This is a genomic window from Halobaculum sp. P14 (assembly GCF_051195155.1).
Classification (GTDB): domain Archaea; phylum Halobacteriota; class Halobacteria; order Halobacteriales; family Haloferacaceae; genus JBNTKA01.
In genome coordinates this window covers 936,638-954,646 of the sequence record NZ_JBNTKB010000001.1, presented here as the reverse complement: position 1 = coordinate 954,646, position 18,009 = coordinate 936,638, and the positions used below count along the sequence as shown (strand labels likewise).

21 protein-coding genes are annotated in these 18,009 nt (G+C 70.6%); 7 read left to right on the top strand and 14 right to left on the bottom strand.

Features of this window, described 5'->3' with window-relative positions; translation table 11 throughout:
* Window positions 1–30 precede the first annotated feature (30 nt).
* The 4 genes from ACQUS7_RS04955 to ubaA form a co-directional block, all read right to left on the bottom strand.
* Window positions 31–285: a hypothetical protein gene (locus tag ACQUS7_RS04955; RefSeq protein ID WP_435145140.1), complete on the bottom strand. Its 255-nt coding sequence runs from the start codon at window positions 283–285 to the stop codon at window positions 31–33.
* Window positions 286–391: 106 nt separating this feature from the next.
* Complete coding sequence (gene citZ / locus ACQUS7_RS04950; protein ID WP_435145137.1) at window positions 392–1,528, bottom strand: citrate synthase; 1,137 nt, start codon at window positions 1,526–1,528, stop codon at window positions 392–394.
* A 429-nt stretch (window positions 1,529–1,957) separates the two neighbouring features.
* Window positions 1,958–2,983: a transcription initiation factor IIB gene (locus ACQUS7_RS04945; RefSeq protein ID WP_435127135.1), complete on the bottom strand. Its 1,026-nt coding sequence runs from the start codon at window positions 2,981–2,983 to the stop codon at window positions 1,958–1,960.
* A 210-nt stretch (window positions 2,984–3,193) separates the two neighbouring features.
* Window positions 3,194–4,009 (bottom strand): SAMP-activating enzyme E1, encoded by an 816-nt coding sequence (gene ubaA, locus ACQUS7_RS04940; RefSeq protein WP_435127137.1) that lies wholly within the window; start codon window positions 4,007–4,009, stop codon window positions 3,194–3,196.
* Between the two features lie 129 nt (window positions 4,010–4,138).
* Here ubaA and ACQUS7_RS04935 point away from each other — a divergent pair, with 129 nt between their 5' ends.
* Complete coding sequence (locus tag ACQUS7_RS04935) at window positions 4,139–4,321, top strand: hypothetical protein (protein WP_435127139.1); 183 nt, start codon at window positions 4,139–4,141, stop codon at window positions 4,319–4,321.
* Window positions 4,322–4,406: 85 nt separating this feature from the next.
* Complete coding sequence (locus ACQUS7_RS04930; RefSeq protein ID WP_435145133.1) at window positions 4,407–5,420, top strand: NADP-dependent oxidoreductase; 1,014 nt, start codon at window positions 4,407–4,409, stop codon at window positions 5,418–5,420.
* Between the two features lie 87 nt (window positions 5,421–5,507).
* Here ACQUS7_RS04930 and npdG read toward each other — a convergent pair whose 3' ends face one another.
* The 4 genes from npdG to ACQUS7_RS04910 form a co-directional block, all read right to left on the bottom strand.
* Window positions 5,508–6,176: an NADPH-dependent F420 reductase gene (gene npdG / locus ACQUS7_RS04925; protein ID WP_435145130.1), complete on the bottom strand. Its 669-nt coding sequence runs from the start codon at window positions 6,174–6,176 to the stop codon at window positions 5,508–5,510.
* Window positions 6,177–6,338: 162 nt separating this feature from the next.
* On the bottom strand, window positions 6,339–6,587 hold the full coding sequence (locus ACQUS7_RS04920) for a DUF7534 family protein (protein ID WP_435127145.1): 249 nt from the start codon (window positions 6,585–6,587) through the stop codon (window positions 6,339–6,341).
* On the bottom strand, window positions 6,584–7,456 hold the full coding sequence (locus tag ACQUS7_RS04915; protein ID WP_435145126.1) for a TIGR01548 family HAD-type hydrolase: 873 nt from the start codon (window positions 7,454–7,456) through the stop codon (window positions 6,584–6,586). Before ACQUS7_RS04915 ends, ACQUS7_RS04920 begins: the two co-directional genes overlap by 4 nt.
* 23 nt (window positions 7,457–7,479) lie before the next feature.
* Window positions 7,480–7,926 carry a UPF0146 family protein gene (locus ACQUS7_RS04910; RefSeq protein ID WP_435145123.1) on the bottom strand — a complete coding sequence of 149 codons (447 nt, stop codon included), beginning with the start codon at window positions 7,924–7,926 and terminating at the stop codon, window positions 7,480–7,482.
* Window positions 7,927–7,966: 40 nt separating this feature from the next.
* Here ACQUS7_RS04910 and ACQUS7_RS04905 point away from each other — a divergent pair, with 40 nt between their 5' ends.
* Both ACQUS7_RS04905 and ACQUS7_RS04900 read left to right on the top strand, forming a co-directional pair.
* Window positions 7,967–8,488: an archaemetzincin family Zn-dependent metalloprotease gene (locus ACQUS7_RS04905; RefSeq protein ID WP_435127151.1), complete on the top strand. Its 522-nt coding sequence runs from the start codon at window positions 7,967–7,969 to the stop codon at window positions 8,486–8,488.
* A gap of 156 nt (window positions 8,489–8,644) precedes the next feature.
* Complete coding sequence (locus ACQUS7_RS04900; protein WP_435127153.1) at window positions 8,645–9,100, top strand: ferritin-like domain-containing protein; 456 nt, start codon at window positions 8,645–8,647, stop codon at window positions 9,098–9,100.
* Window positions 9,101–9,293: 193 nt separating this feature from the next.
* Here ACQUS7_RS04900 and ACQUS7_RS04895 read toward each other — a convergent pair whose 3' ends face one another.
* Both ACQUS7_RS04895 and ACQUS7_RS04890 read right to left on the bottom strand, forming a co-directional pair.
* Window positions 9,294–11,123, bottom strand: a complete 1,830-nt coding sequence (locus tag ACQUS7_RS04895; protein WP_435145118.1) for a ribosome biogenesis/translation initiation ATPase RLI — start codon at window positions 11,121–11,123, stop codon at window positions 9,294–9,296.
* 2 nt (window positions 11,124–11,125) lie between these two features.
* On the bottom strand, window positions 11,126–11,440 hold the full coding sequence (locus ACQUS7_RS04890) for a hypothetical protein (protein WP_435127157.1): 315 nt from the start codon (window positions 11,438–11,440) through the stop codon (window positions 11,126–11,128).
* Window positions 11,441–11,559: 119 nt separating this feature from the next.
* Between ACQUS7_RS04890 and ACQUS7_RS04885 the strand changes: the two genes are divergently transcribed.
* The gene (locus tag ACQUS7_RS04885) at window positions 11,560–11,892 is read left to right on the top strand and encodes a winged helix-turn-helix transcriptional regulator (protein WP_435127159.1); all 333 of its coding nucleotides are present in this window, start codon (window positions 11,560–11,562) and stop codon (window positions 11,890–11,892) included.
* 130 nt (window positions 11,893–12,022) lie between these two features.
* Here ACQUS7_RS04885 and ACQUS7_RS04880 read toward each other — a convergent pair whose 3' ends face one another.
* Window positions 12,023–13,924 carry a PINc/VapC family ATPase gene (locus tag ACQUS7_RS04880; RefSeq protein ID WP_435145114.1) on the bottom strand — a complete coding sequence of 634 codons (1,902 nt, stop codon included), beginning with the start codon at window positions 13,922–13,924 and terminating at the stop codon, window positions 12,023–12,025.
* Between the two features lie 216 nt (window positions 13,925–14,140).
* Here ACQUS7_RS04880 and ACQUS7_RS04875 point away from each other — a divergent pair, with 216 nt between their 5' ends.
* Entirely contained in the window at window positions 14,141–15,358 is a 1,218-nt protein-coding gene (locus ACQUS7_RS04875) for a M20 family metallopeptidase (RefSeq protein WP_435145112.1), read from the top strand.
* Between the two features lie 189 nt (window positions 15,359–15,547).
* Entirely contained in the window at window positions 15,548–16,138 is a 591-nt protein-coding gene (locus ACQUS7_RS04870) for a 50S ribosomal protein L15e (protein WP_435127165.1), read from the top strand.
* A gap of 237 nt (window positions 16,139–16,375) precedes the next feature.
* Here ACQUS7_RS04870 and ACQUS7_RS04865 read toward each other — a convergent pair whose 3' ends face one another.
* From ACQUS7_RS04865 to ACQUS7_RS04855, 3 genes are all read right to left on the bottom strand, one after another.
* Window positions 16,376–16,987: a uracil-DNA glycosylase gene (locus ACQUS7_RS04865; protein WP_435145108.1), complete on the bottom strand. Its 612-nt coding sequence runs from the start codon at window positions 16,985–16,987 to the stop codon at window positions 16,376–16,378.
* Between the two features lie 75 nt (window positions 16,988–17,062).
* Window positions 17,063–17,683 (bottom strand): DUF99 family protein, encoded by a 621-nt coding sequence (locus tag ACQUS7_RS04860; protein ID WP_435145106.1) that lies wholly within the window; start codon window positions 17,681–17,683, stop codon window positions 17,063–17,065.
* A 12-nt stretch (window positions 17,684–17,695) separates the two neighbouring features.
* Window positions 17,696–17,881, bottom strand: coding sequence for a DUF5786 family protein (locus tag ACQUS7_RS04855; RefSeq protein WP_435145103.1), 186 nt, complete (start codon window positions 17,879–17,881; stop codon window positions 17,696–17,698).
* Window positions 17,882–18,009 lie beyond the last annotated feature (128 nt).

Sequence of the window (18,009 nt, the reverse complement as noted above, 5' to 3'; positions counted from 1 at the left end):
AACCGAAACTCGAAAATCGAGGGGTCGTCGTCAGCGGCGGCGCAGCGCTTCGCGGGCGACGAGGCCGACGACGACGCCGGCGCCGAACGCGCGGACCGCGTCGCGGCGGCGGCGCGCGGCGTACTCCTCGGGGAAGTTCTCCGCGAGGAGGTCGAACAGCCGGTCGCCGACGTCGCTGCGGAGCGCGTCGCCGCGTTCGCCGGCTTCGGCGCGGGCGCGGAGGCCGCCGGAGCGGACTCGGTCGGCGTACGCGCGGCGCTGCTCGGGAGTGGTTGTCAGGTCCATACCGACGAGAGGCGCCGCGAGGAGATAACCGTTGCCGGCGCCGTGACAGCACTGGTGACGCCGCATCGAGGACGGAGTCGGTGCGTCGGCGCCGCGGTCGCTTCCCTTACCGGTCCTCGATGGGGACCCAGTCGGCGTCCTCGTCGCCGACGTAGCGGGCGCGCGGCCGGATGAGGCGGTTGTCGTCGTACTGCTCCAGGACGTGCGCGGTCCAGCCGCCGACCCGGCTGATGGCGAAGATGGGCGTGTAGATGTCGATGGGGATGCCCATCTGGTAGTACGTCGACGCGGAGTAGAAGTCGACGTTGGGTGCGAGGCCCTTCTCGGATTTCATGTACTCCTCGATTGCCGTGGACATCTCGTACCACTTGGTGTCGCCGGCGGCCTCGCCGAGCGCCTCCGAGCGCTCGCTCAGGATTTTCGCGCGCGGGTCCTTGACGTTGTAGACGCGGTGGCCGAAGCCGGCGACTCGGCGGCCGTCGTCGAGCGCCTGCTTCACCCACTCGACCGGTTCGCTGTCGGACTCGTCGATCTCCTGGAGCATCCGCATCACGTTCGCGTTCGCGCCGCCGTGCAGGCTCCCCGAGAGCGTGCCGACGGCGGACGTGACCGCCGAGTGCAGGTCGGCGAGCGTCGACGACGTCACCATCGCGGAGAACGTCGAGGCGTTCAGGCCGTGGTCGGCGTGCAGCACGAGCGCCTGGTCGAACACGTCGGCGAGCACGTCGTCGGGCTCCTCGCCGTTGAGCATGTAGAGGAAGTTCGCGGCGTGGCCGAGGTCGGTCCGCGGCTCGACCGGGTCGTCGCCGTCGCGGATGCGGCTGAACGCGGCGAGCGCCGTCGGCATCTTCGCGGTGACGCGGCGCGCCTTCCGGACGTTCGCCTCGCGGTCCGTCGGGTCGGCGTCGGCGTCCGGGTCGTTCGCCGACAGCGCGGACGTCGCGGTGCGCAGCGCCGCCATCGGCTCCTCGTCCGCCTCGGCGAGCCGGCGCACCGTGGCGAGCGTGTCGTCGGCGAGTTCGCGGTCCTCGGCCATCGCGGAGGCGAACTCGTCGAGTTCGGACTCCGTCGGCAGTTCGCCGTGCCACAGCAGATACAGCGTCTCCTCGTAGGAGGCGTGCTCGGCGAGGTCCTCGATGGAGTAGCCACGGTAGACGAGTTTCCCCTCGTCACCGTCGATGAAGCTCAGACCGGACTCCGCGACGAGGACGCCCTCCAGCCCTCGTTTGAGTTCGTCGGACATACTCCGACTGTTCGAGGGGTGGCCGAAAAGCGTTGTCGTTCGTGAGGGTCTCTGCCGGTCGAGCGCGCTGAGTACGGCGTCTGTCGGGGTGAGAATTCGTCAACCGTTGAACTCCGGGTCGAAACGAAGTGAACTCGCCGCGGCGGCCGTCACGGACTGTCGCGTCCGGCGCCGGCGGCGTCGCCGCGAACCGCACCGCAGGTGGGCTGTGTCACGTCGGACGTCGCGGCGCGTCGACGGGGTCCGTCCGACGGCAGAGCCGCTCACGGCTCGGCGGCTCACGGTTCACGGCCCGGCGGCTGCGCGGTTCGACGGTTCGACCGCGAGAGCCGCGGCTTCGCGTCTGTGGCGTTCCCGGCGTCGACGAGTCTCGGTAGTGTTCCCGGCGTCGACGAGCGTCGGCGCGTCACTCGGACGGAAAACGAGTCGTTAGGCGTCGGCGGCCGCGGAGCCGGCCGGCGACTGCGACTGCGTCCGTTCGGCGGCCTCGAGCAGCTCCTGGTAGCGGTTCCGGATGGTGACTTCGCTCATGTCGGTCACCTCGGAGACCTCGCCCTGCGTGAGCTTCTGGTTCGTCAGGATGCCGGCCGCGTAGATGGCGGCGGCCGCCAGGCCGACCGGCGACTTGCCCGAGTGGACGTTCGCCTCCTTCGCCGTCTCGAGCAGTTCGCGGGCGCGGCGCTCGGTCTCGTCGGAGACGTCCAGCTGGGAGGCGTACCGCGGGAGGTACTCCAGCGGGTCCGCCGGCTGGACTTCGAGGCTGAGCTCGCGGACGATGTAGCGGTACGCTCGCTTGAACGTCTCCTCGTCGACGCGGGAGACGCGCGCCATCTCGTCGATGCTGCGCGGAACGTTCGACATCCGCGCGGCCGCGTGGAGGCTCGCCGTCGCGACGCCCTCGATGCTGCGGCCCGGGAGCATGTCCTTGTTCAGCGCCTGCCGGTAGATGACGGAGGCGGTCTCGCGGACGTTCTCCGGGAGGCCGAGCGCCGACGACATCCGCTCGAGTTCGCCGAGCGCCTGCTTCAGGTTCCGGTCCTGGTGGTCGCGGGTCCGCATCCGCTCGTTCCAGGTGCGGAGCCGCTGCATCTTGCGGCGCTGGCTGCCCGACAGCTGGTTGCCGTAGGCGTCCTTGTTCTGCCAGCCGATGTTCGTCGACAGCCCCTTGTCGTGCATCATGTTCGTCGTCGGCGCGCCGACGCGGCTCTTGCTGTCCTTCTCGGAGGCGTCGAACGCCCGCCACTCGGGGCCGTGGTCGATGCCGTCGGAGTCGACGACGAGCCCGCAGTCCGCACAGACGGTTTCGGCGTGCTCGTCGTCGTTGACGAGCGCCCCGCCGCACTCGGGACACGTCTGCTGTTCGTCGGCCTGCTGTTCGTCGGTCCGCTCCGTTTCGTCGCTCTGTTTCCGCTCGGTTCGCCGCTCGTCCGTCTCGAAGTGTGTCGCGTGACTCATTGGAGGATATGGGTGCCGTCCGGGTCGGTGCCCACCACGCCCGGAACCGGCTTCACTCATAGTTAGGGCAGGTGATCATATAAATCTGTCGCTGTCTTTAAATACCTCGGCCGCACAGACCGGTAGATACTTATCCGAGAACGAGTGGGTCGTTCACACACCGCACTTCACCCCGCCGCTCGTACACTCCGGAGAATCGCCGCAGCCAGTTCAGTCGGCGGAAACCGTGCAGCCGCCGCTGTACTCGACGTCCCGAATCGAGTCGATGGGGTCGTCGCCGCACACCGGACAGTCCGCGTTCCGCCGGTACGGCACCGTCTCGAACGTCATGTCCATCGCGTCGTAAAAGAGCAGGCGGCCGTCGAGGACGTCGCCGGCGCCGAGCAGCAGTTTCACCGCCTCGGTCGCCTGGATGCAGCCGACGGTGCCGGGCAGCACGCCGAGCACACCCGTCGTCGCGCAGTCCGGGACCTCGCCCGGTTCGGGCGCCTCCGGGAACAGACAGCGGTAGCACGGCCCGCCCGGGACGAGCGTCGTCGCCTGCCCCTCGAACTTGTAGATGGCGCCGTGCGCCACCGGGACGCCGGCGAGCCGGGTGGCGTCGTTCAGCAGGTACCGCGTCCGGAAGTTGTCCGAGGCGTCGACGACGACGTCGTAGTCGGCGACCAGCGACTCGGCGTTCTCCGGGCCGACGCGCTCGTGAATCTCCGCGACGTCGACGTCCGGGTTCAGGTCGCGGACGTAGTTCGCGGCCGACGACGCCTTCGGCTCGCCGACGTCGCTGTCCGCGTGGACGACCTGCCGCTGGAGGTTCGACCGCTCGACCACGTCGTCGTCGGCGATGCCGAGTCTGCCGACGCCCGCCGCCGCGAGATACTGCACCGCCGGCGCGCCGAGGCCGCCGGCGCCGACCACAAGCACCGACCCGTCGAGCAGCGCCTGCTGGCCCGCCGGCCCCACCTCGTCGAGGATGATGTGCCGCGAGTAGCGGTCCAACTGGGTGGAGTCGAGCGCGAGTCCGCTCATACAGACCGATTCCGCGTGCGTGGGCATAAGCGCACGGACGGAGACCACCACCTACCGAGTTCCGTCCGGGAACGCCACCGTGGACGGTGTCGCCACCAGGACTAAGCCCCGCTGCGGAAACTCGGCTGTATGGACCTCCGCCGCAAACTGTCCCTGTCCGGGCTGGTCGCCGCGTCCGCGGCGTACGTCTTCACGGCTGTCGCGTTCACGGGCTCGTTACACTTCGGTCGGTTGGCTGCCTTCACCGCAGTGTTCCTCGTCGTCTTCCTCGGCTTCGAGCGGTTCGTCGGCTGGGCGGAGACGCTGGAGTAGCGATCCGCGGCGACGCCGGAATCGCGGAGCGGCGAAGCCGGCCGACTCCCAAGGTGCCTTGGGCGTTCAGGGCGTCCGTTCGAGCGTGCCGACGAACCGACGCTACCACCTCGCGAAGCGGCCGGACGGACTGCCCGACGACGACACCTTCGACCTCCGCGAAACCGAGGTCCCGGAGCCGGGGCCCGGCGAGGCGCTGGTGCGCCTGCTCTACCTCTCGGTCGACCCGTACATGCGCGACCGGATGCGCGCCGGCGAGTCGTACGCGGAGCCGTGGGACGTCGGCGGACCGCTGTACGGCGGCGCCGTCGGCGAAGTCGTCGATTCGAACGGCGCCGGCTTCGACGCCGGCGACACCGTCGTCGCGGAGTTCCCGTGGGCGGAGTACGCGACGAAGCGCGGCGCCGACCTGACGCCGGTCGACACCGGCGCGCTCCCCGTGTCGACGGCGCTCAGCGTGCTCGGGATGCCGGGCCGCACCGCCTACTTCGGCGTCCGCGACGTCATCGAGCCGAGCGGCGACGACACGATGGTCGTCTCCGGCGCGGCGGGCGCCGTCGGCTCCGTCGCCGGCCAGCTCGGCGAACTCCAGGGCGCGGACGTCATCGGCGTCGCCGGCAGCGACGAGAAGGTCGACTGGCTCACCGACGACCTCGGATTCACCGCCGGCATCAACTACCAGGAGGAGGACGTCGCCGACCGGCTCGCCGAACTCGCCGACGGCGTCGACGCCTACTACGACAACGTCGGCGGCCCCGTCACCGACGCCGTGTTCCCGCAGCTCAACGTCGACGCCAGCGTCGGCATCTGCGGCCAGATCGCGCTGTACAACGACGAGTCCGTGCCGACCGGGCCGCGCAAACTCCCCGGGCTGGTGCAGACCCGCGCCCGCGTCGAGGGCTTCCTCGTCGGCGACTTCGCCCCGCGGTTCGAGCAGGCCACCGCCCACCTCGGCGAACTCGTCGCCGGCGGCGACCTCCAGTACCGCGAAACCGTCACCGAGGGGCTGGAGAACGCCCCAGACGCCTTCCGCGGACTGTTCGCGGGCGAGAACGTCGGAAAACAGCTCGTCGAAATCGCGGCGCCCGCCGAGGAGTAACGCCGTCGACTCGGCGGGCCGCCGCCGACGCGCTGCCGGCGACGCGCTGCCGCCGACACGCCGCCGGCTGACGGAGCCGCGCGGTGGCTACGTGAACCGGACGCCGAGGTCGTCGAGGTCGTCGTTGTGCATCGCGACGGTGACGAGCAGCGGCGTCACGGATTCGACCTCGGCGGCGTTGTCGAGGCCGCCGGCGTCGAGCGCGCGCAGCCCCTCGATCTCTTCTGCGAGCCGGCGGACCGTGGCTTTCGCGTCCGCGTCGTCGGCGAGCAGCAGCGTGTCGACGCCGAGGTCCGCGTCGAGGTCGGCGAGCCGGCCCGCGGCGAGGTTGTGGAACGCGCCGACGACCGGGACGTCGGCCGGGACGGACTCGCGGACGAGCGCCGTGACGCTGCCGGCGCTCGGCGGGTGGTAGTGGAAGCCGTCGTCGCCGCGTTTCATGCCGGCCGCCGGCGTCACCACGACGTCGTCGTCCTCCAGCACGTCGGCGACGGCGTCGACCGTGTCCGCGACGTGGTACGGCGGGACGGCGAGCACGACGATTTCGGCGCGGTCCGCCGCCATCCTGTTCTCGAAGCCCTTGACGTCGGCGTCGCCGCCGCGGTCGGCGACCGTCTCCGCGTACGACTCCGCGGCGTCGCGCGCCTTCGCCGGGTCGCGCGACCCGACGAGCAGTTCGTGGTTCGTGTCTCGGCCCCACCGGAGCACCAGCCCCTCGCCGATGTCGCCCGTGCCGCCGAGCACTGCGATTCGCATGACTGTCTCTCCGGGTGAGCGCGGCGTAAGGCTTGCGTGACCGGCGGCGCCTGCCGGTCACGACCCCGGCTCGCGGGTACAGCGCGCGGTGACGCCGCCGTCGGCGGTGGCGTCGTCGCCGCCGGCCGCGGTGGCGGCGGTGGCGTCGCTGCGTCGTCGGCGTCAGCCGCGGCGGTAGACGAGCCAGTAGGCGAGAATCGGCGCGACCACCAGCATCGGGCCGACGGCGAGCAGCTGCGTCACGGCGTCCGGCGGCGCGAACCGGGCGCCGACGAGCAGCGCCAGCACGTCCAGCAGCGCGACGAACGTCACGAACCGCAGCAGGCGACCGTACCGCGACCGCGACTGCGACGCGCCGGGCGACGACTCGGAGGGTTCGGGCGCCTCGGGCGACCGCGACTCGTCCGTCACGGCCGCTCCAGCAGGTCGGGGAGGTCGTTCACGTCGTCGACGACGGCGCTCGCGCCGGCCGCGGCGTACTTGTCGCGGCCCTCGCGTCCGCGGAGGCCGCCGGTGAGGACGCCGACGCCGTAGTAGATGCGCTCGGGGTCGGCGGCGTCGGCGTTCACCGCGGTCCGGACGTCGTCGAGGGTGTCGCCGGCGAACGCGACCCGTTCGGCGCCGACGCGCTCGGCGAGCGTCGTCAGCGCCCGCGGGTGCGGCTTCCCCTCGTCCCAGTCGTCCATCGTGAACCGGCGGTCGTCGGGGACGTCGAGGCCGACGCGGTCGAGTGCGATGTCGGCCTCCGCGGCCGGTCGGCCGGTGAGCACGCACACCGGGAAGCGCTCCGTCAGGTCGTCGAGCGCCGCCGGGTCGGCAAGCACCGGTTCGTCGTTGATGAAGCCGGGCGCGTCGAACGGCGGGTCGCCGCCTTCGAGTTCGCGGTAGCGGTCGGTGCCGAGGTACAGCGCCTGAAACACGTCGCGGAGGCGGTCCGGCTGCCACGCCGATTCGACGTCGTCGGCCGCGTCGTCGCCGAGGGCGTCGCGGATGGCGGCGCGGGCGCCCGCCAGCCCGGTTCCGTTCGCGGCGACCGCGTCCGTGAACTCGTCGACGTCGGCGTCGAGGCCGCGGCGCCGGGCGAGCACGTACAGCGCGACGGCGTCGGTGAGCTCCCAGTCGTTGTTGAAGCCGCCGGCGTCCTTGAACGGCTGGAGCGCGTCCCGCGGCACCGTCTCCCCGTACACCCGGTCGACGGACTCGACGACGGCGCGACGATACGACTCCGCGACGTCGACGAGCACGCCGTCGACGTCCAGCACGACCGCGTCCACTCGCATACCGGGACAGGGGCGCCGCCGGGCTATGGGCGTTCCGACTCGTCAGCGCCCCCGGCGGCGCGGCCGTCCGGGTCGCGGGCGACGTAGACGGTGTCGCCGGGGACCGTCACGGGCGTCGCCGGCACCGCCGCCGGGTCGCCGCCGAGCGTCGTGAACAGGCAGGCGGCGTCGACCGCGCGGGCGACGGCGAGCAGCGGCCGGTGGAGCTCCGGCGGACAGTTCAGCGCGTAGACGGCGTCGACCCGGTAGACGTCGCCGGGGTCGTCCCGCGCCGCCGCGTCGACGACGTCGTCGACGACGAACCGGACCGAGTCGGGGACGTCCCGCGGCGCCACGTCGGTCGCGCGCGCGTCGACGCCGCGGTCCGCGAGCGCGGCCGCGACGCCCGGCCGGCGGCCGACGCCGACCTCACAGACCGACCGGTAGCGCGCCAGGAACTCCACGACGGCAGGGCGACTCGCGTCGGACACGGGCGGGAAACTTATTGCGGCCCCTCCCATAAGTCGTCTCATGCTCGTCGACATCGTGCCTGTCGGGGACGTCTCCGCCCGAGTGAAGCGGGAGGCGTCTGCGGCACTCCGCTCCGTGTACGACTGCGAGGTGACCGTACACGACGAGCAGAGCATCCCCGACGGCGCGTACGACCGGAGCCGAAACCAATACCGCGCCGAGCAGTTCATCGAACTGGTCTCGCGGGAGGGCACCGGCGAGAAGAACATCGGCATCACGCCGCAGGACCTCTACTACCGCCGCCGGAACTACGTGTTCGGCCTCGCGTACCTCAACGGCAACGGCTCCGTCATCTCCACGTACCGCCTGCAGACCTCCTCCGACGGCGGCGTCTCCACGAAGCCGTCCACCGAAGTGTTCTCCGACCGCGTCCGCAAGGAAATCGTCCACGAAATCGGCCACACCCTCGGACTCGAACACTGCGACAACAACAAGTGCGTCATGAGCTTCTCCCCGACGGTCCGCGAAGTCGACGTCAAAGAGGAGCACCTCTGTGGCACCTGCTCCCGCGAGTTCCGCTGACCCGCCGACAGCCCCGACGCTCCCCGCCGCAGTCCGCCTTTCCGGCTCCTCTCCCCGCTCGTTCCCCGGCACCGTCTGACGGTTCGTTTCTCCGGATTCACCGACCGCGGGAACCGGCGAGTACCTATTTATCGCGCGAGCCGAGACGTACTGTCGATGTCAAGCGACACGGTCATCGACCTACTGCGGACGGCGTACGCCGACGAGATGGAGACGGTGATGAACTACCAGACGAACGCCATCATCCTCGACGGCGTCCGCGCCGAGGAGATCAAAGAGAGCCTTCAGGCCGACATTCAAGAGGAGCTCGGGCACGCCGAGCAGCTCGGACAGCGGCTCAAACAGCTCGACGCGCGGCCGCCGAGCTCCGCGGAGTTCACCGCGACCCAGGACTCGCTTCAGCCGCCGGCCGACTCCACCGACGTCCTCTCGGTCATCGAAGGCGTCCTCGACGCCGAAGAGGACGCGATTTCGACGTACCGCGCCATCATCGACGCCGCCGAAGAAGCCGACGACCCCGTCACCGAAGACCTCGCCGTCACCATCCTCAGCGACGAAGAGGCCCACCGAACCGAGTTCAAGGGCTTCAAGAAGGAGTACCGGAGCGACTGACGCCGCCGCTCTGAGACTGCGGCCGACGGCGGCGTCGACGCCGCGGGACCGTTCTCGAAGAACTGCTCGCCGTCCGTCTCGGGATTCTCGGAGCGGTGGCGCCGGCAGCCCGACGGTACCGGGCGCGGTGAATCATGACGGGGCAGCGAGACGAGGCGAAGCAGGTCCGAGGAGTGAGACGCGGCGAGTCGGGCTACGCGGAGTAGTAGTACTCGCCTTCGCGTTTCTGCTGGCGGTCGAGCTGCGAGCCGGGCTTGTTGATGCGCGGCCGGCCGGTGCGCTCGTCGCGCCGGAACGTGATGTCGAGGTCCGCGAGGAACTCGTTCATGCCGTCACGCATCGGCTGGGGCGGCGACGCGTGCCCGTGGACTGCGGGCTCGCCGTCGAACACCATCAGCCGGTCGGCGAGCAGGTCGATCATGTAGATGTCGTGGTCGATGACCATGACGGTCGCGTCGTGGTTCTCGGCGTACCGCCGAATCGCGGTCGTCGCCTGGACGCGCTGTTCGACGTCCAGGTGCGCGGACGGCTCGTCGAGCAGGTACAGGTCGGCGTCCTTCGACAGGCACGCCGCGATGGCGACGCGCTGGCGTTCGCCGCCGGAGAGGTCGGTGAGGTTCTGCTCCATGATGGGGTTGAGCTGGAGCGGCCGCGCGACCTCGGTGTCCCAGTACGACGACCCGAACTCGTCGGTGATAGAGGAGAGGAACGCGTCGACCCGAATCGGCTGGTCGATCTCGATGTACTGCGGCTTGTACGCGATGTCGAGGTCGACGTCGATTTCGCCCTCGTCCGGTTCGAGCTGCCCGGCGAACAGCTTCGCCATCGTCGACTTCCCGATGCCGTTCGGGCCGACGATGCCGAGCACCTCCGACTCGTAGACGGTGCCGCCGTCGACGTCGAGGCTGAACTCGCCGTCGCCGTACGACTTGTGGATGTCCGGGTACTCGAACAGCGTCTGGCCTTTCACGGACTCCCGCGGCGCGTGCTCCTCGAACGTGATGGCGTTCGGCCGAATCCGCATGTTCTCGTTGTCGAGGTAGCCTTTCAGGTACTCGTTGATGCCGTTCCGGACCGACTTCGGGTCCGTGACGACGCCGTACGCGCCGGGTTCGCCGTACGTGACGTGGAGCGTGTCCGCGAGCAGGTCGAGGATGGCGAGGTCGTGTTCGACCACCATCATCGACCGGTCGCCGTCCTCCGCGAGTTCGCGGATGAGCCGCGCCGCGGTCATGCGCTGACCGATGTCGAGGTACGGCGTGATTTCGTCGAGGAAGTAGAAGTCGACGTCGCGGGCGAGCGTCGCGGCGAGCGCGACGCGCTGGAGTTCGCCGCCGGAGATGGAGTCGATGTCCTGGTCCATCACCGGACCGATGTTCAGCCGTTCGACGAGCGAGTCGAGCGCGCCGCGCTCGTCCGTCCGCTCCAGCAGGTCGCGGGTGTTGCCGTCGAACTGCTTCGGAATCTGGTCGACGTACTGCGGCTTCCGCGCGACCTCGACGTCGCCGTCGATGACGCGCTCGATGTAGTTCTGCAGTTCGGTGCCGCGGAACCGGTCGAGGACGGCGTCCCAGTCGGGCTCGTCGTCGTGCCGGCCGAGGTTCGGGGTCAGCTCCCCGGAGAGCATCTTGACGGCCGTGGACTTCCCGATGCCGTTCGGCCCGAGGATGCCGGTCACCTGCCCGGTCTCCGGCACCGGCAGCCCGTACAGCGCGAACGCGTTCTCGCCGTAGCGGTGGACCGGTTCGTCCTCCAGTTCGGACGGCAGATTGATGATCTCGATGGCGTCGAACGGACACTTCTCGACGCAGATGCCGCAGGACTCGCCGAGGCAGATGTCCTCGGAGATGCGGATCTGGTCGGGGGCGCCGTCGTACGGTTCGTCGTCGCCGTAGAAGTCGCCGCGTTCGACGATGCAGTCCTTCCCGGTGCGGTTCGGCGGGCAGAAGTTCGCACACTCGTAGTTACACCGGTCGGGCTGACACCTGTCGAGGTCGACGACCGCGATGCTGTCGTCCGCCATGGTTACGCGTTGAGCGAGGAGGACAGCAGCACTGCGTACGAGATGAACCAGAGCGCGAACGTCATGAAGGCGACGTAGAGGTTGTCCTTCATGCCGAACTCTTCGACGTCGACGCCGATGAGCTTCAGGACGGGGAGCTCGACGAGCAGCGCCCCGGCGAGCACCCCGAGGTTGAGCCGGTTCGCCGCGGCGTCCGCGCCGATGCCGAACACGGTCGCGGAGACGAGCGCCGCGGCGATCCCGGCGAGGCACGCGACGGTGGTCACCGTCACCCCGCGCGCGTGGTCCGAGAGCCCCGAAGCGGTTTCCGTAGCCATACGAACCGGTCCGAGAGCCGCGGACAAAAGGGGTTCGCTTGGGTGCTCCCCCGCTGCGTGCGTCCGGGGTGGGAAATCCGTCAAGCTTTAAGCCGTTCACCCTGTTTCGTTTCGTAACGATGGCCGAAACCGACGAGGAGAGCCTCGACGAGCTGCCCCCCAGCGCCAAACTCGTGTTCAAGGTGCTGGAGTACAACGGCCCGCTGACCCAGAAGGGCATCGTCGAGGAGTCGATGCTCTCCGCTCGGACAGTGCGGTACGCCCTCGAACGGCTGGAGAACATCGGAATCGTCGACGAAGACGTCTACTTCGCCGACGCCCGGCAGAACCTCTACCAGCTGAACGGTGCCCAACAGCAACAGCAGGCCGAGGCCGACGGCGGCAGCGGCTCCGCGCCGACCGGGAACTCGAAGAGTTCCGACGACGGCACCGGCGCCTGCTGCGCGGAGTAACGGCGCCTCACTTCACTTCTCTCGGCTCTCCTCACACCGAGCGGCGGCGCTCACCGGAGCGATTTCCGCGAGCGATTTCCGCTGGGGAACGGTACTGTCCGCCGCGGCCGTGGGCCGCGTGGTGGTCGGCTTACGCCGGGACGACGGTGATCGACTGCTTCCGGTCGATTGCGTCTTCGAGCTCCTCGGCGATGGCGGAGCCGCGGGACACCTGGATGTCGCCGCCGCGGCCGACCGTCGCCGTGAACAGGTACTCGCCGTCGGCGCGCACCTCGACGGTCTCGCCGACGTGTTCGTCCATCCGGATGACGACGTGCCGGTTCGTGATCTCGGGCTGCACCGTCGTGCCCTGCGGCTTCGGCGTCGCCGCCGGCTCGCTGCCGGCGGAGCCGCCCGCACCGCTCGCGCCGCCTCCGCCGCCTCCGCCGCCGTCGAAGCCTGACGGCTTCTCGGCGTGGGTGCGGACGTCGATGTCGATGCCGAGCCGGTTTTCGATGTCGGTGATGCGGCCGCCGCCCTTCCCGATGACGTAGCTGATGTCGTCCTCTTCGACGTAGACGACGGCGTCGTTCTGGCCCTGCAGTTCGACGTCGACGTGGCCGCGGGCGACCGACTGGATTTCGCGCTCGATCTCCTTTTTCGCGAGGCGGCCGACGCCCGACTCGGACGCCTCCGTCTCGTCGCCGAGCGGCACCGTGACGACCTGGTTGTTGAAGGTGTAGATTTCGAACTCCGGCGTCCCGGTCTCGAAGTCGACGACCTGGATGACGGGCCGGGAGAGGTCCTCCGCGGTCAGCCCCTCCGGCACCTTCACCTGCGTCGTCACGTCGTACACCGTGTCGACTTCGCCGGCCTCGATGAACACGACGGTGTCGACGACCTGCGGGATCATGCCGAGTTCGACGCGGCCGACGAGCCGCTGGAGCGCGTCGATGGCGCGGGTGGCGTGGGTGACGCCGACCATGCCGACGCCGGCGAGCCGCATGTCCGCGAACACCTCGAAGTCGTGGGTCTTCCGCACCTCGTCGTACACCGTGTAGTCGGGGCGGACGAGCAGCAGCGAGTCGGCGGTGTTCGCCATGTCGCCGCCGAGCGCCGTGTACTGCGTGATGTCGTCGGAGACCTGGAGGTCGCGCGGCTTCTCCATCGTCTTGACGGCGTAGTCGTTCTCGTTGAGGAACTCGGCGACGGCCTGCGCGAACGTCGACTTCCCGGCGCCGGGCGCCCCCGAGATGAGGACGCCGCGCTGGCGTTCGAGGAAGCGCTCGCGGAGCTCGTCGGCGAAGTCGTAGTCGTCGAGCGTCGTCTTGACGACCGGCCGGACCGCCGTGATTTCGATGGCGTCCGCGAACGGCGGCCGCGCCACGGCGATGCGGTAGTTCCGGTACTGGACGATGGTCATCCCGGGCTCGGACAGCTCGATGAACCCTTGCGAGGACGACCGCGCGGTCGCCTCGATGCCGTCGGCCCACTCCGCCATCTGCGCCTCGTCGGACGCCTCGTCGGCGATGGCTTCGTACCGCATCTCGCCGATGTCGCCGCGTTTCGCCTTCGGGCGCGTCCCGGTTTTCAGGTGGACGGACATCGTGTCCTCGGTGAAGAACTCCTCGATGGCGAGCCCTTCGTCGGTGTCGCCGCGGGCGACCGGTTCGACGTACTCGACGGCGAGCCCCTTCGCTTTCGACGTCTCAGCCTGCACGAAGTCGGAGGTGAGAAGCGTCGCGTCGCGCTCGGCGGCGAGGTCGCGGATGAGCGCGTCGATGTCGCCCTCGCCGGCGCCCTCCTGCTCTGCGACGCTCGGCCGTCGGCCGACGAACTCGGCCGTGACGACCCCTTCGGCGTCGTACTCCGCGATTCGCTGCAGTTCTGCGAGGCCGTCCCAGCCGGTGTCTCTGCCCGCGTTCGCCTGTGCTTCCAGTTCGCTCACGACCGCCTCCGGGACGTACACCGTCGCGTCCTCGTAGGTACCCGCTTCGATCCGGTCGGAGACGCGGCCATCGATGACCGCGCTCGTGTCCGGTACGACGTTCATACACCCAGTCGGGGGCGGAGCCGTTTAAGGGTACTTCCGTCCGGCCGCGAAAACCGTGAGACGAAACCGGGCTCGGCGGCCGCGGCAGTCACGTCGGCCGCGTCGACTGCGTCAGCCGCGCGGGCCGCGCCGGCTGTCGACACTCCGCGGGCGTCGACGCGGTCGGCGTCGCCGCCGACAGCCGAAGTTAAGCCGCCGGCGGCCCGCCGTTCACGCATGACAGACGCTGCGGACGACGCTGCCGACGTCGATGACGCGGACGCCGACGCTGACGCCGACGCTGACGCCGACGCTGACCGGCGCGACGAGGTGACGGCGCTCACCCGTCGCCTCGTGGAGACGCCGAGCCACGAAGACGAGGCCGCCGCCGGCGACGAAATCGAGTCGTGGCTCCGCGAGCACACCGACGCCGACGTGACCCGCGACCGCCACGGCAACGTCGTCGCGCGGCGCGGCGACCCGGACGCGCAGTCGGTGGCGCTCGTCGGGCACCACGACGTCGTCCCGCCGGGCGACCCGCAGGTCACCGACGACGGCGAGTACGTCGTCGAGGAGCGCGACGGCCGGCTGTACGGCCGCGGCACCGCGGACATGAAAGGCGCCGTCGCCGCGTCGATGCTGGCGTTCCGCGACGCCGACCTCCCGGGCGGCACCGGCGACGACGGCGGCGGCGCCGGCGACCCGGCGGTCGAACTGGTGTTCGCGTCGTTCGTTGGCGAGGAGGTCGGCGGCGTCGGCGCCCGCGGCGCCATCGAGGACGGCTTCGCGCCCGAATTCGCGGTCGTCGGCGAAGGGTCGACGAACTACTCGGCGGACGGCGTCACCGACGTCGTCGTCGCCCACAAGGGGCGGCGGGCGTCGACGCTCGTCGCGTCCGGGGCGAACGCGCACGCCAGCGAGCCGGAGAACGGCGTCAACGCCGTGTACCGCGCCTGCGACGCCGTCGACGTCGTCCGCGACCTCGCGTTCCCGGCGACGGACGTGTTCGGCGAGTCGCTGCGCGGCAGCGTCGCGGTCACCGAAATCGACGGCGGGTCGGCGTGGAACGTCGTCCCCGACGAGTGCGAGGTGACGGTGGACGAGCGCACCGTTCCCGGCGAGCGCGCGGACCTCGGCCGCGTTGAGGACGTCGACGGCGTGGAGTGGCGCGTCGACCAGGACCTGCCGCCGATGGCGTGCGACGACGACGAGTTCGCGGAGGCGGTGCTCGCCGCGGCCCGCGACGCCCAGGCCGGCGACCCGGCGCACGTCGTGAAGCCGCACGCCACCGACGCCGGCTGGCTCGCGGACGCCGGGACGACCTGCGTCGTCTGCGGCGCCTCCGAGCCCGGCGAGGCGCACACCGACACCGAGAGCGTCAGCATCGACGTGCTGGCGCGCTGTTACCGCATCTACCGCGGCGTCGCCGAGACCGCCACGGCGTTCCTCGACTGAGCCGCCCAGCGGTCAGCGCCGTAGCCGCCGCGTCGGCGTCGCTTCGAAGTGCTTAACAGCGCGCCGCCGGTACGGTCGACAACTCGCTGGTACGTGGGCCGCCAGTGGGCACCCGGTTCGTCCGGGACGAAATGTGGCCGGCCGGGGTTCCCGGCGCGGCTGAATCGCAAGCGCCCGCGGAGACAACCAATGGCACGAAGCTTCTACTCCCACATCAAGGAGGCTTGGCGGAACCCGGACGACGGGAAGCTCGCCGAGCTGCAGTGGCAGCGAAAACAGGAGTGGCGCGACGAGGGCGCCATCGTCCGCATCGACCGGCCGACGCGGCTGGACAAGGCGCGCGAACTCGGCTACAAGGCGAAGCAGGGCGTCGTTATGACGCGCGTGTCCGTCCGGAAGGGCGGGGCGCGCAAGCAGCGCTTCAAGGCCGGTCGCCGGTCGAAGCGCCAGGGCGTGAACCGGCTCGGCCGCCGGAAGTCCATCCAGCGCATCGGCGAGGAGCGCGTCTCGCGGAAGTACCCGAACCTCCGCGTGCTCGCCTCCTACCCGGTCGGGCAGGACGGCTCGCAGAAGTGGTTCGAAGTGGTGCTCATCGACCCCGAGCACCCCGCGATTCAGAGCGACGACGAGCTGAACTGGATCTGCGACGACAGCCAGAAGGGCCGCGCGTTCCGCGGCCTCACGAACGCCGGCTCGGACAACCGCGGCCTCAACAACCGCGGTAAGGGCGCCGAGAAGACGCGGCCGTCCGTGTCCGCCGGCGACCGCGGCGGCAAGTAGCCGCGCGGGAGCCGCCTTCGCGACCCCGTTTCTTTCGTTTTTCACGTCGCCGGCCAGCGCCGGCTGCGTCTCAGCGCGTCCTGCGAGAAGTCGTCGTCGCCTCGCCCTCCCCAGCCGGTTCGCGCGGCGCTCGCGTCGCTCCCGCCGCGCTCACCCCTCGCGCGAGGCCGGCGCGGACGGAGCCGCGCCGGCGCGCGCCACGGACGTCGTCGAAGCTGACGCGAACAGCCGAACCGGTCAGTAGTCGCCGAGCCGGGACTGGCCGTCGCCGTCGTCGCCGGCGGCACCGACGCCGGCGAGCGCGGCGGCCTGCCGGATGGTTTCCTGGAACGTCTCCTCCTGGCTGCGGTCGTACAGCGTCGCCGCGGGGTGGACGCAGACCAGGAGCCGGTGGGTCGTGTCGCCGACGCGGGCGTCGAAGACGTCGCCGGCTTCGGAGGTGACGGCGACCGACCGGTCGAGCAGGTGCTCGGACGGGACTTTGCCGAGCGTCACCACCAGCTCCGGGTCGAGCCGGCGGAGCTCCTCGGCGAGGTAGCCGCGGCAGTTCGACAGCTCCTCGGTCGTCGGGTCGCGGTTCTCCGGCGGCCGGCACCGGACGCAGTTCGTGATGCGGACGTCGCGGCGGGCGAGGCCGGCGTCGCGGAGCGCGTCGTCGAGGACGGTGCCGGAGCGGCCGACGAACGGCTCGCCCTGTTCGTCCTCGTTCGCGCCCGGGGCTTCACCGACGAACACGAGGTCGGCGTCGACCGGGCCGGTGCCGTTGACGATGCGGCTCCGCGAGTCGACGAGCGCCGGGCAGCGCTCGCAGTCGGCGACGCAGAGCTCCGCGTCGAGCGAGTCGCTCATACCGGGGACGCGTCCCGGGGGGAGTTACCGCTTTCCGTCCCGGGCGGCCGCCCGGCGGGTCGCCGTCGCCGCGGCTCAGCCGAGCAGGTCCCGGCCGCCGCGGGCGGCGAGTCGCGCGACGCGGAGCGGTTCGGGTCGGCGCTGCCCGGCCGGCGTCAGTTCGGCGACGACCCGCCGCGCCTCGTCGTCGCCGCAGCCGACCGCCCGCACCCACAGCGCGGCCGAGCCCTCGTCGCCGCCGTCGACGTCGTCATCGACGCTGACCCGGACGCGGGGCGGAAGCGCCTCGTACACACCGAGTCGGCGGCGGAGCGCGTCGCCGGAGAAGTGCTCGCGGAGCGCGGGCGCGAGTCCGGCGCTCGCCTCGAACGACACCGACAGCACCGGCCGGTCGACGGCCTCGTGGACGGCGGCGAGGTCGACGACGTTGAACCACGCCGGCGCGGCGCCGGCGACGAGCACGAACTGGACGTCTTCGCGGCCCAGTCGCTCGAAGCAGTCGACGACTGCGGCGGTGGCGTCGGTGCCGCCGACGGTGCAGCGAGAAAACGAGAGTCCGTCGAGCACGCGGTCGGCCCGGACGAGCGCGCCCGCGACCGCGGCGTCAGCGCCGGAGCCGTCGGCGGTCTCGGCGGATTCGTCGGCGCCGCTCGGTGCGGAGACGGAGACGCCGAGCGTCCGTGCGCCGGGTTTCACGTCAGCGCAGGGTCAGCGGTCGTCCGCGCCCTTGATGTCCTCTAGCTTGTCCAGGAGTTCGTCGTTCGACGCTCCGATTTCGAACTCGACGTCGCCGTCGTGTTCGGCTTCGCTGGCGTTCAGCGTGTCGCCGTCTTCCAGGTCCGAGTCGAGTTCTTGGTTCTCCTGCTCGGATTCATCGTAACTCCCAAAGCCCATACACGAGATACTTACCGGTTCCAACTGAAAAACCTGGGGGTGAATTTCGCCGGAACCCCCGCCGAATCAGCCGTAGACCCGGACCGCGTCCGGTGCCCCGCCGGAATCGGCGGCGCCCGCGCGGCCAC

What these genes read in the sequence shown, in the direction of transcription:
- ACQUS7_RS04935 (WP_435127139.1), top strand. Translation starts at nt 4,139, where the DNA reads ATGGACCTCCGCCGCAAACTGTCCCTGTCCGGGCTGGTCGCCGCGTCC.
- ACQUS7_RS04955 (WP_435145140.1), bottom strand. Translation starts at nt 285, where the DNA reads ATGGACCTGACAACCACTCCCGAGCAGCGCCGCGCGTACGCCGACCGA.
- ACQUS7_RS04900 (WP_435127153.1), top strand. Translation starts at nt 8,645, where the DNA reads ATGTCAAGCGACACGGTCATCGACCTACTGCGGACGGCGTACGCCGAC.
- ACQUS7_RS04905 (WP_435127151.1), top strand. Translation starts at nt 7,967, where the DNA reads ATGCTCGTCGACATCGTGCCTGTCGGGGACGTCTCCGCCCGAGTGAAG.
- npdG (WP_435145130.1), bottom strand. Translation starts at nt 6,176, where the DNA reads ATGCGAATCGCAGTGCTCGGCGGCACGGGCGACATCGGCGAGGGGCTG.
- ACQUS7_RS04865 (WP_435145108.1), bottom strand. Translation starts at nt 16,987, where the DNA reads ATGAGCGACTCGCTCGACGCGGAGCTCTGCGTCGCCGACTGCGAGCGC.
- ACQUS7_RS04890 (WP_435127157.1), bottom strand. Translation starts at nt 11,440, where the DNA reads ATGGCTACGGAAACCGCTTCGGGGCTCTCGGACCACGCGCGCGGGGTG.
- ACQUS7_RS04855 (WP_435145103.1), bottom strand. Translation starts at nt 17,881, where the DNA reads ATGGGCTTTGGGAGTTACGATGAATCCGAGCAGGAGAACCAAGAACTC.
- ACQUS7_RS04895 (WP_435145118.1), bottom strand. Translation starts at nt 11,123, where the DNA reads ATGGCGGACGACAGCATCGCGGTCGTCGACCTCGACAGGTGTCAGCCC.
- ACQUS7_RS04945 (WP_435127135.1), bottom strand. Translation starts at nt 2,983, where the DNA reads ATGAGTCACGCGACACACTTCGAGACGGACGAGCGGCGAACCGAGCGG.
- ACQUS7_RS04885 (WP_435127159.1), top strand. Translation starts at nt 11,560, where the DNA reads ATGGCCGAAACCGACGAGGAGAGCCTCGACGAGCTGCCCCCCAGCGCC.
- ACQUS7_RS04875 (WP_435145112.1), top strand. Translation starts at nt 14,141, where the DNA reads ATGACAGACGCTGCGGACGACGCTGCCGACGTCGATGACGCGGACGCC.
- ACQUS7_RS04870 (WP_435127165.1), top strand. Translation starts at nt 15,548, where the DNA reads ATGGCACGAAGCTTCTACTCCCACATCAAGGAGGCTTGGCGGAACCCG.
- ubaA (WP_435127137.1), bottom strand. Translation starts at nt 4,009, where the DNA reads ATGAGCGGACTCGCGCTCGACTCCACCCAGTTGGACCGCTACTCGCGG.
- ACQUS7_RS04915 (WP_435145126.1), bottom strand. Translation starts at nt 7,456, where the DNA reads ATGCGAGTGGACGCGGTCGTGCTGGACGTCGACGGCGTGCTCGTCGAC.
- citZ (WP_435145137.1), bottom strand. Translation starts at nt 1,528, where the DNA reads ATGTCCGACGAACTCAAACGAGGGCTGGAGGGCGTCCTCGTCGCGGAG.
- ACQUS7_RS04880 (WP_435145114.1), bottom strand. Translation starts at nt 13,924, where the DNA reads ATGAACGTCGTACCGGACACGAGCGCGGTCATCGATGGCCGCGTCTCC.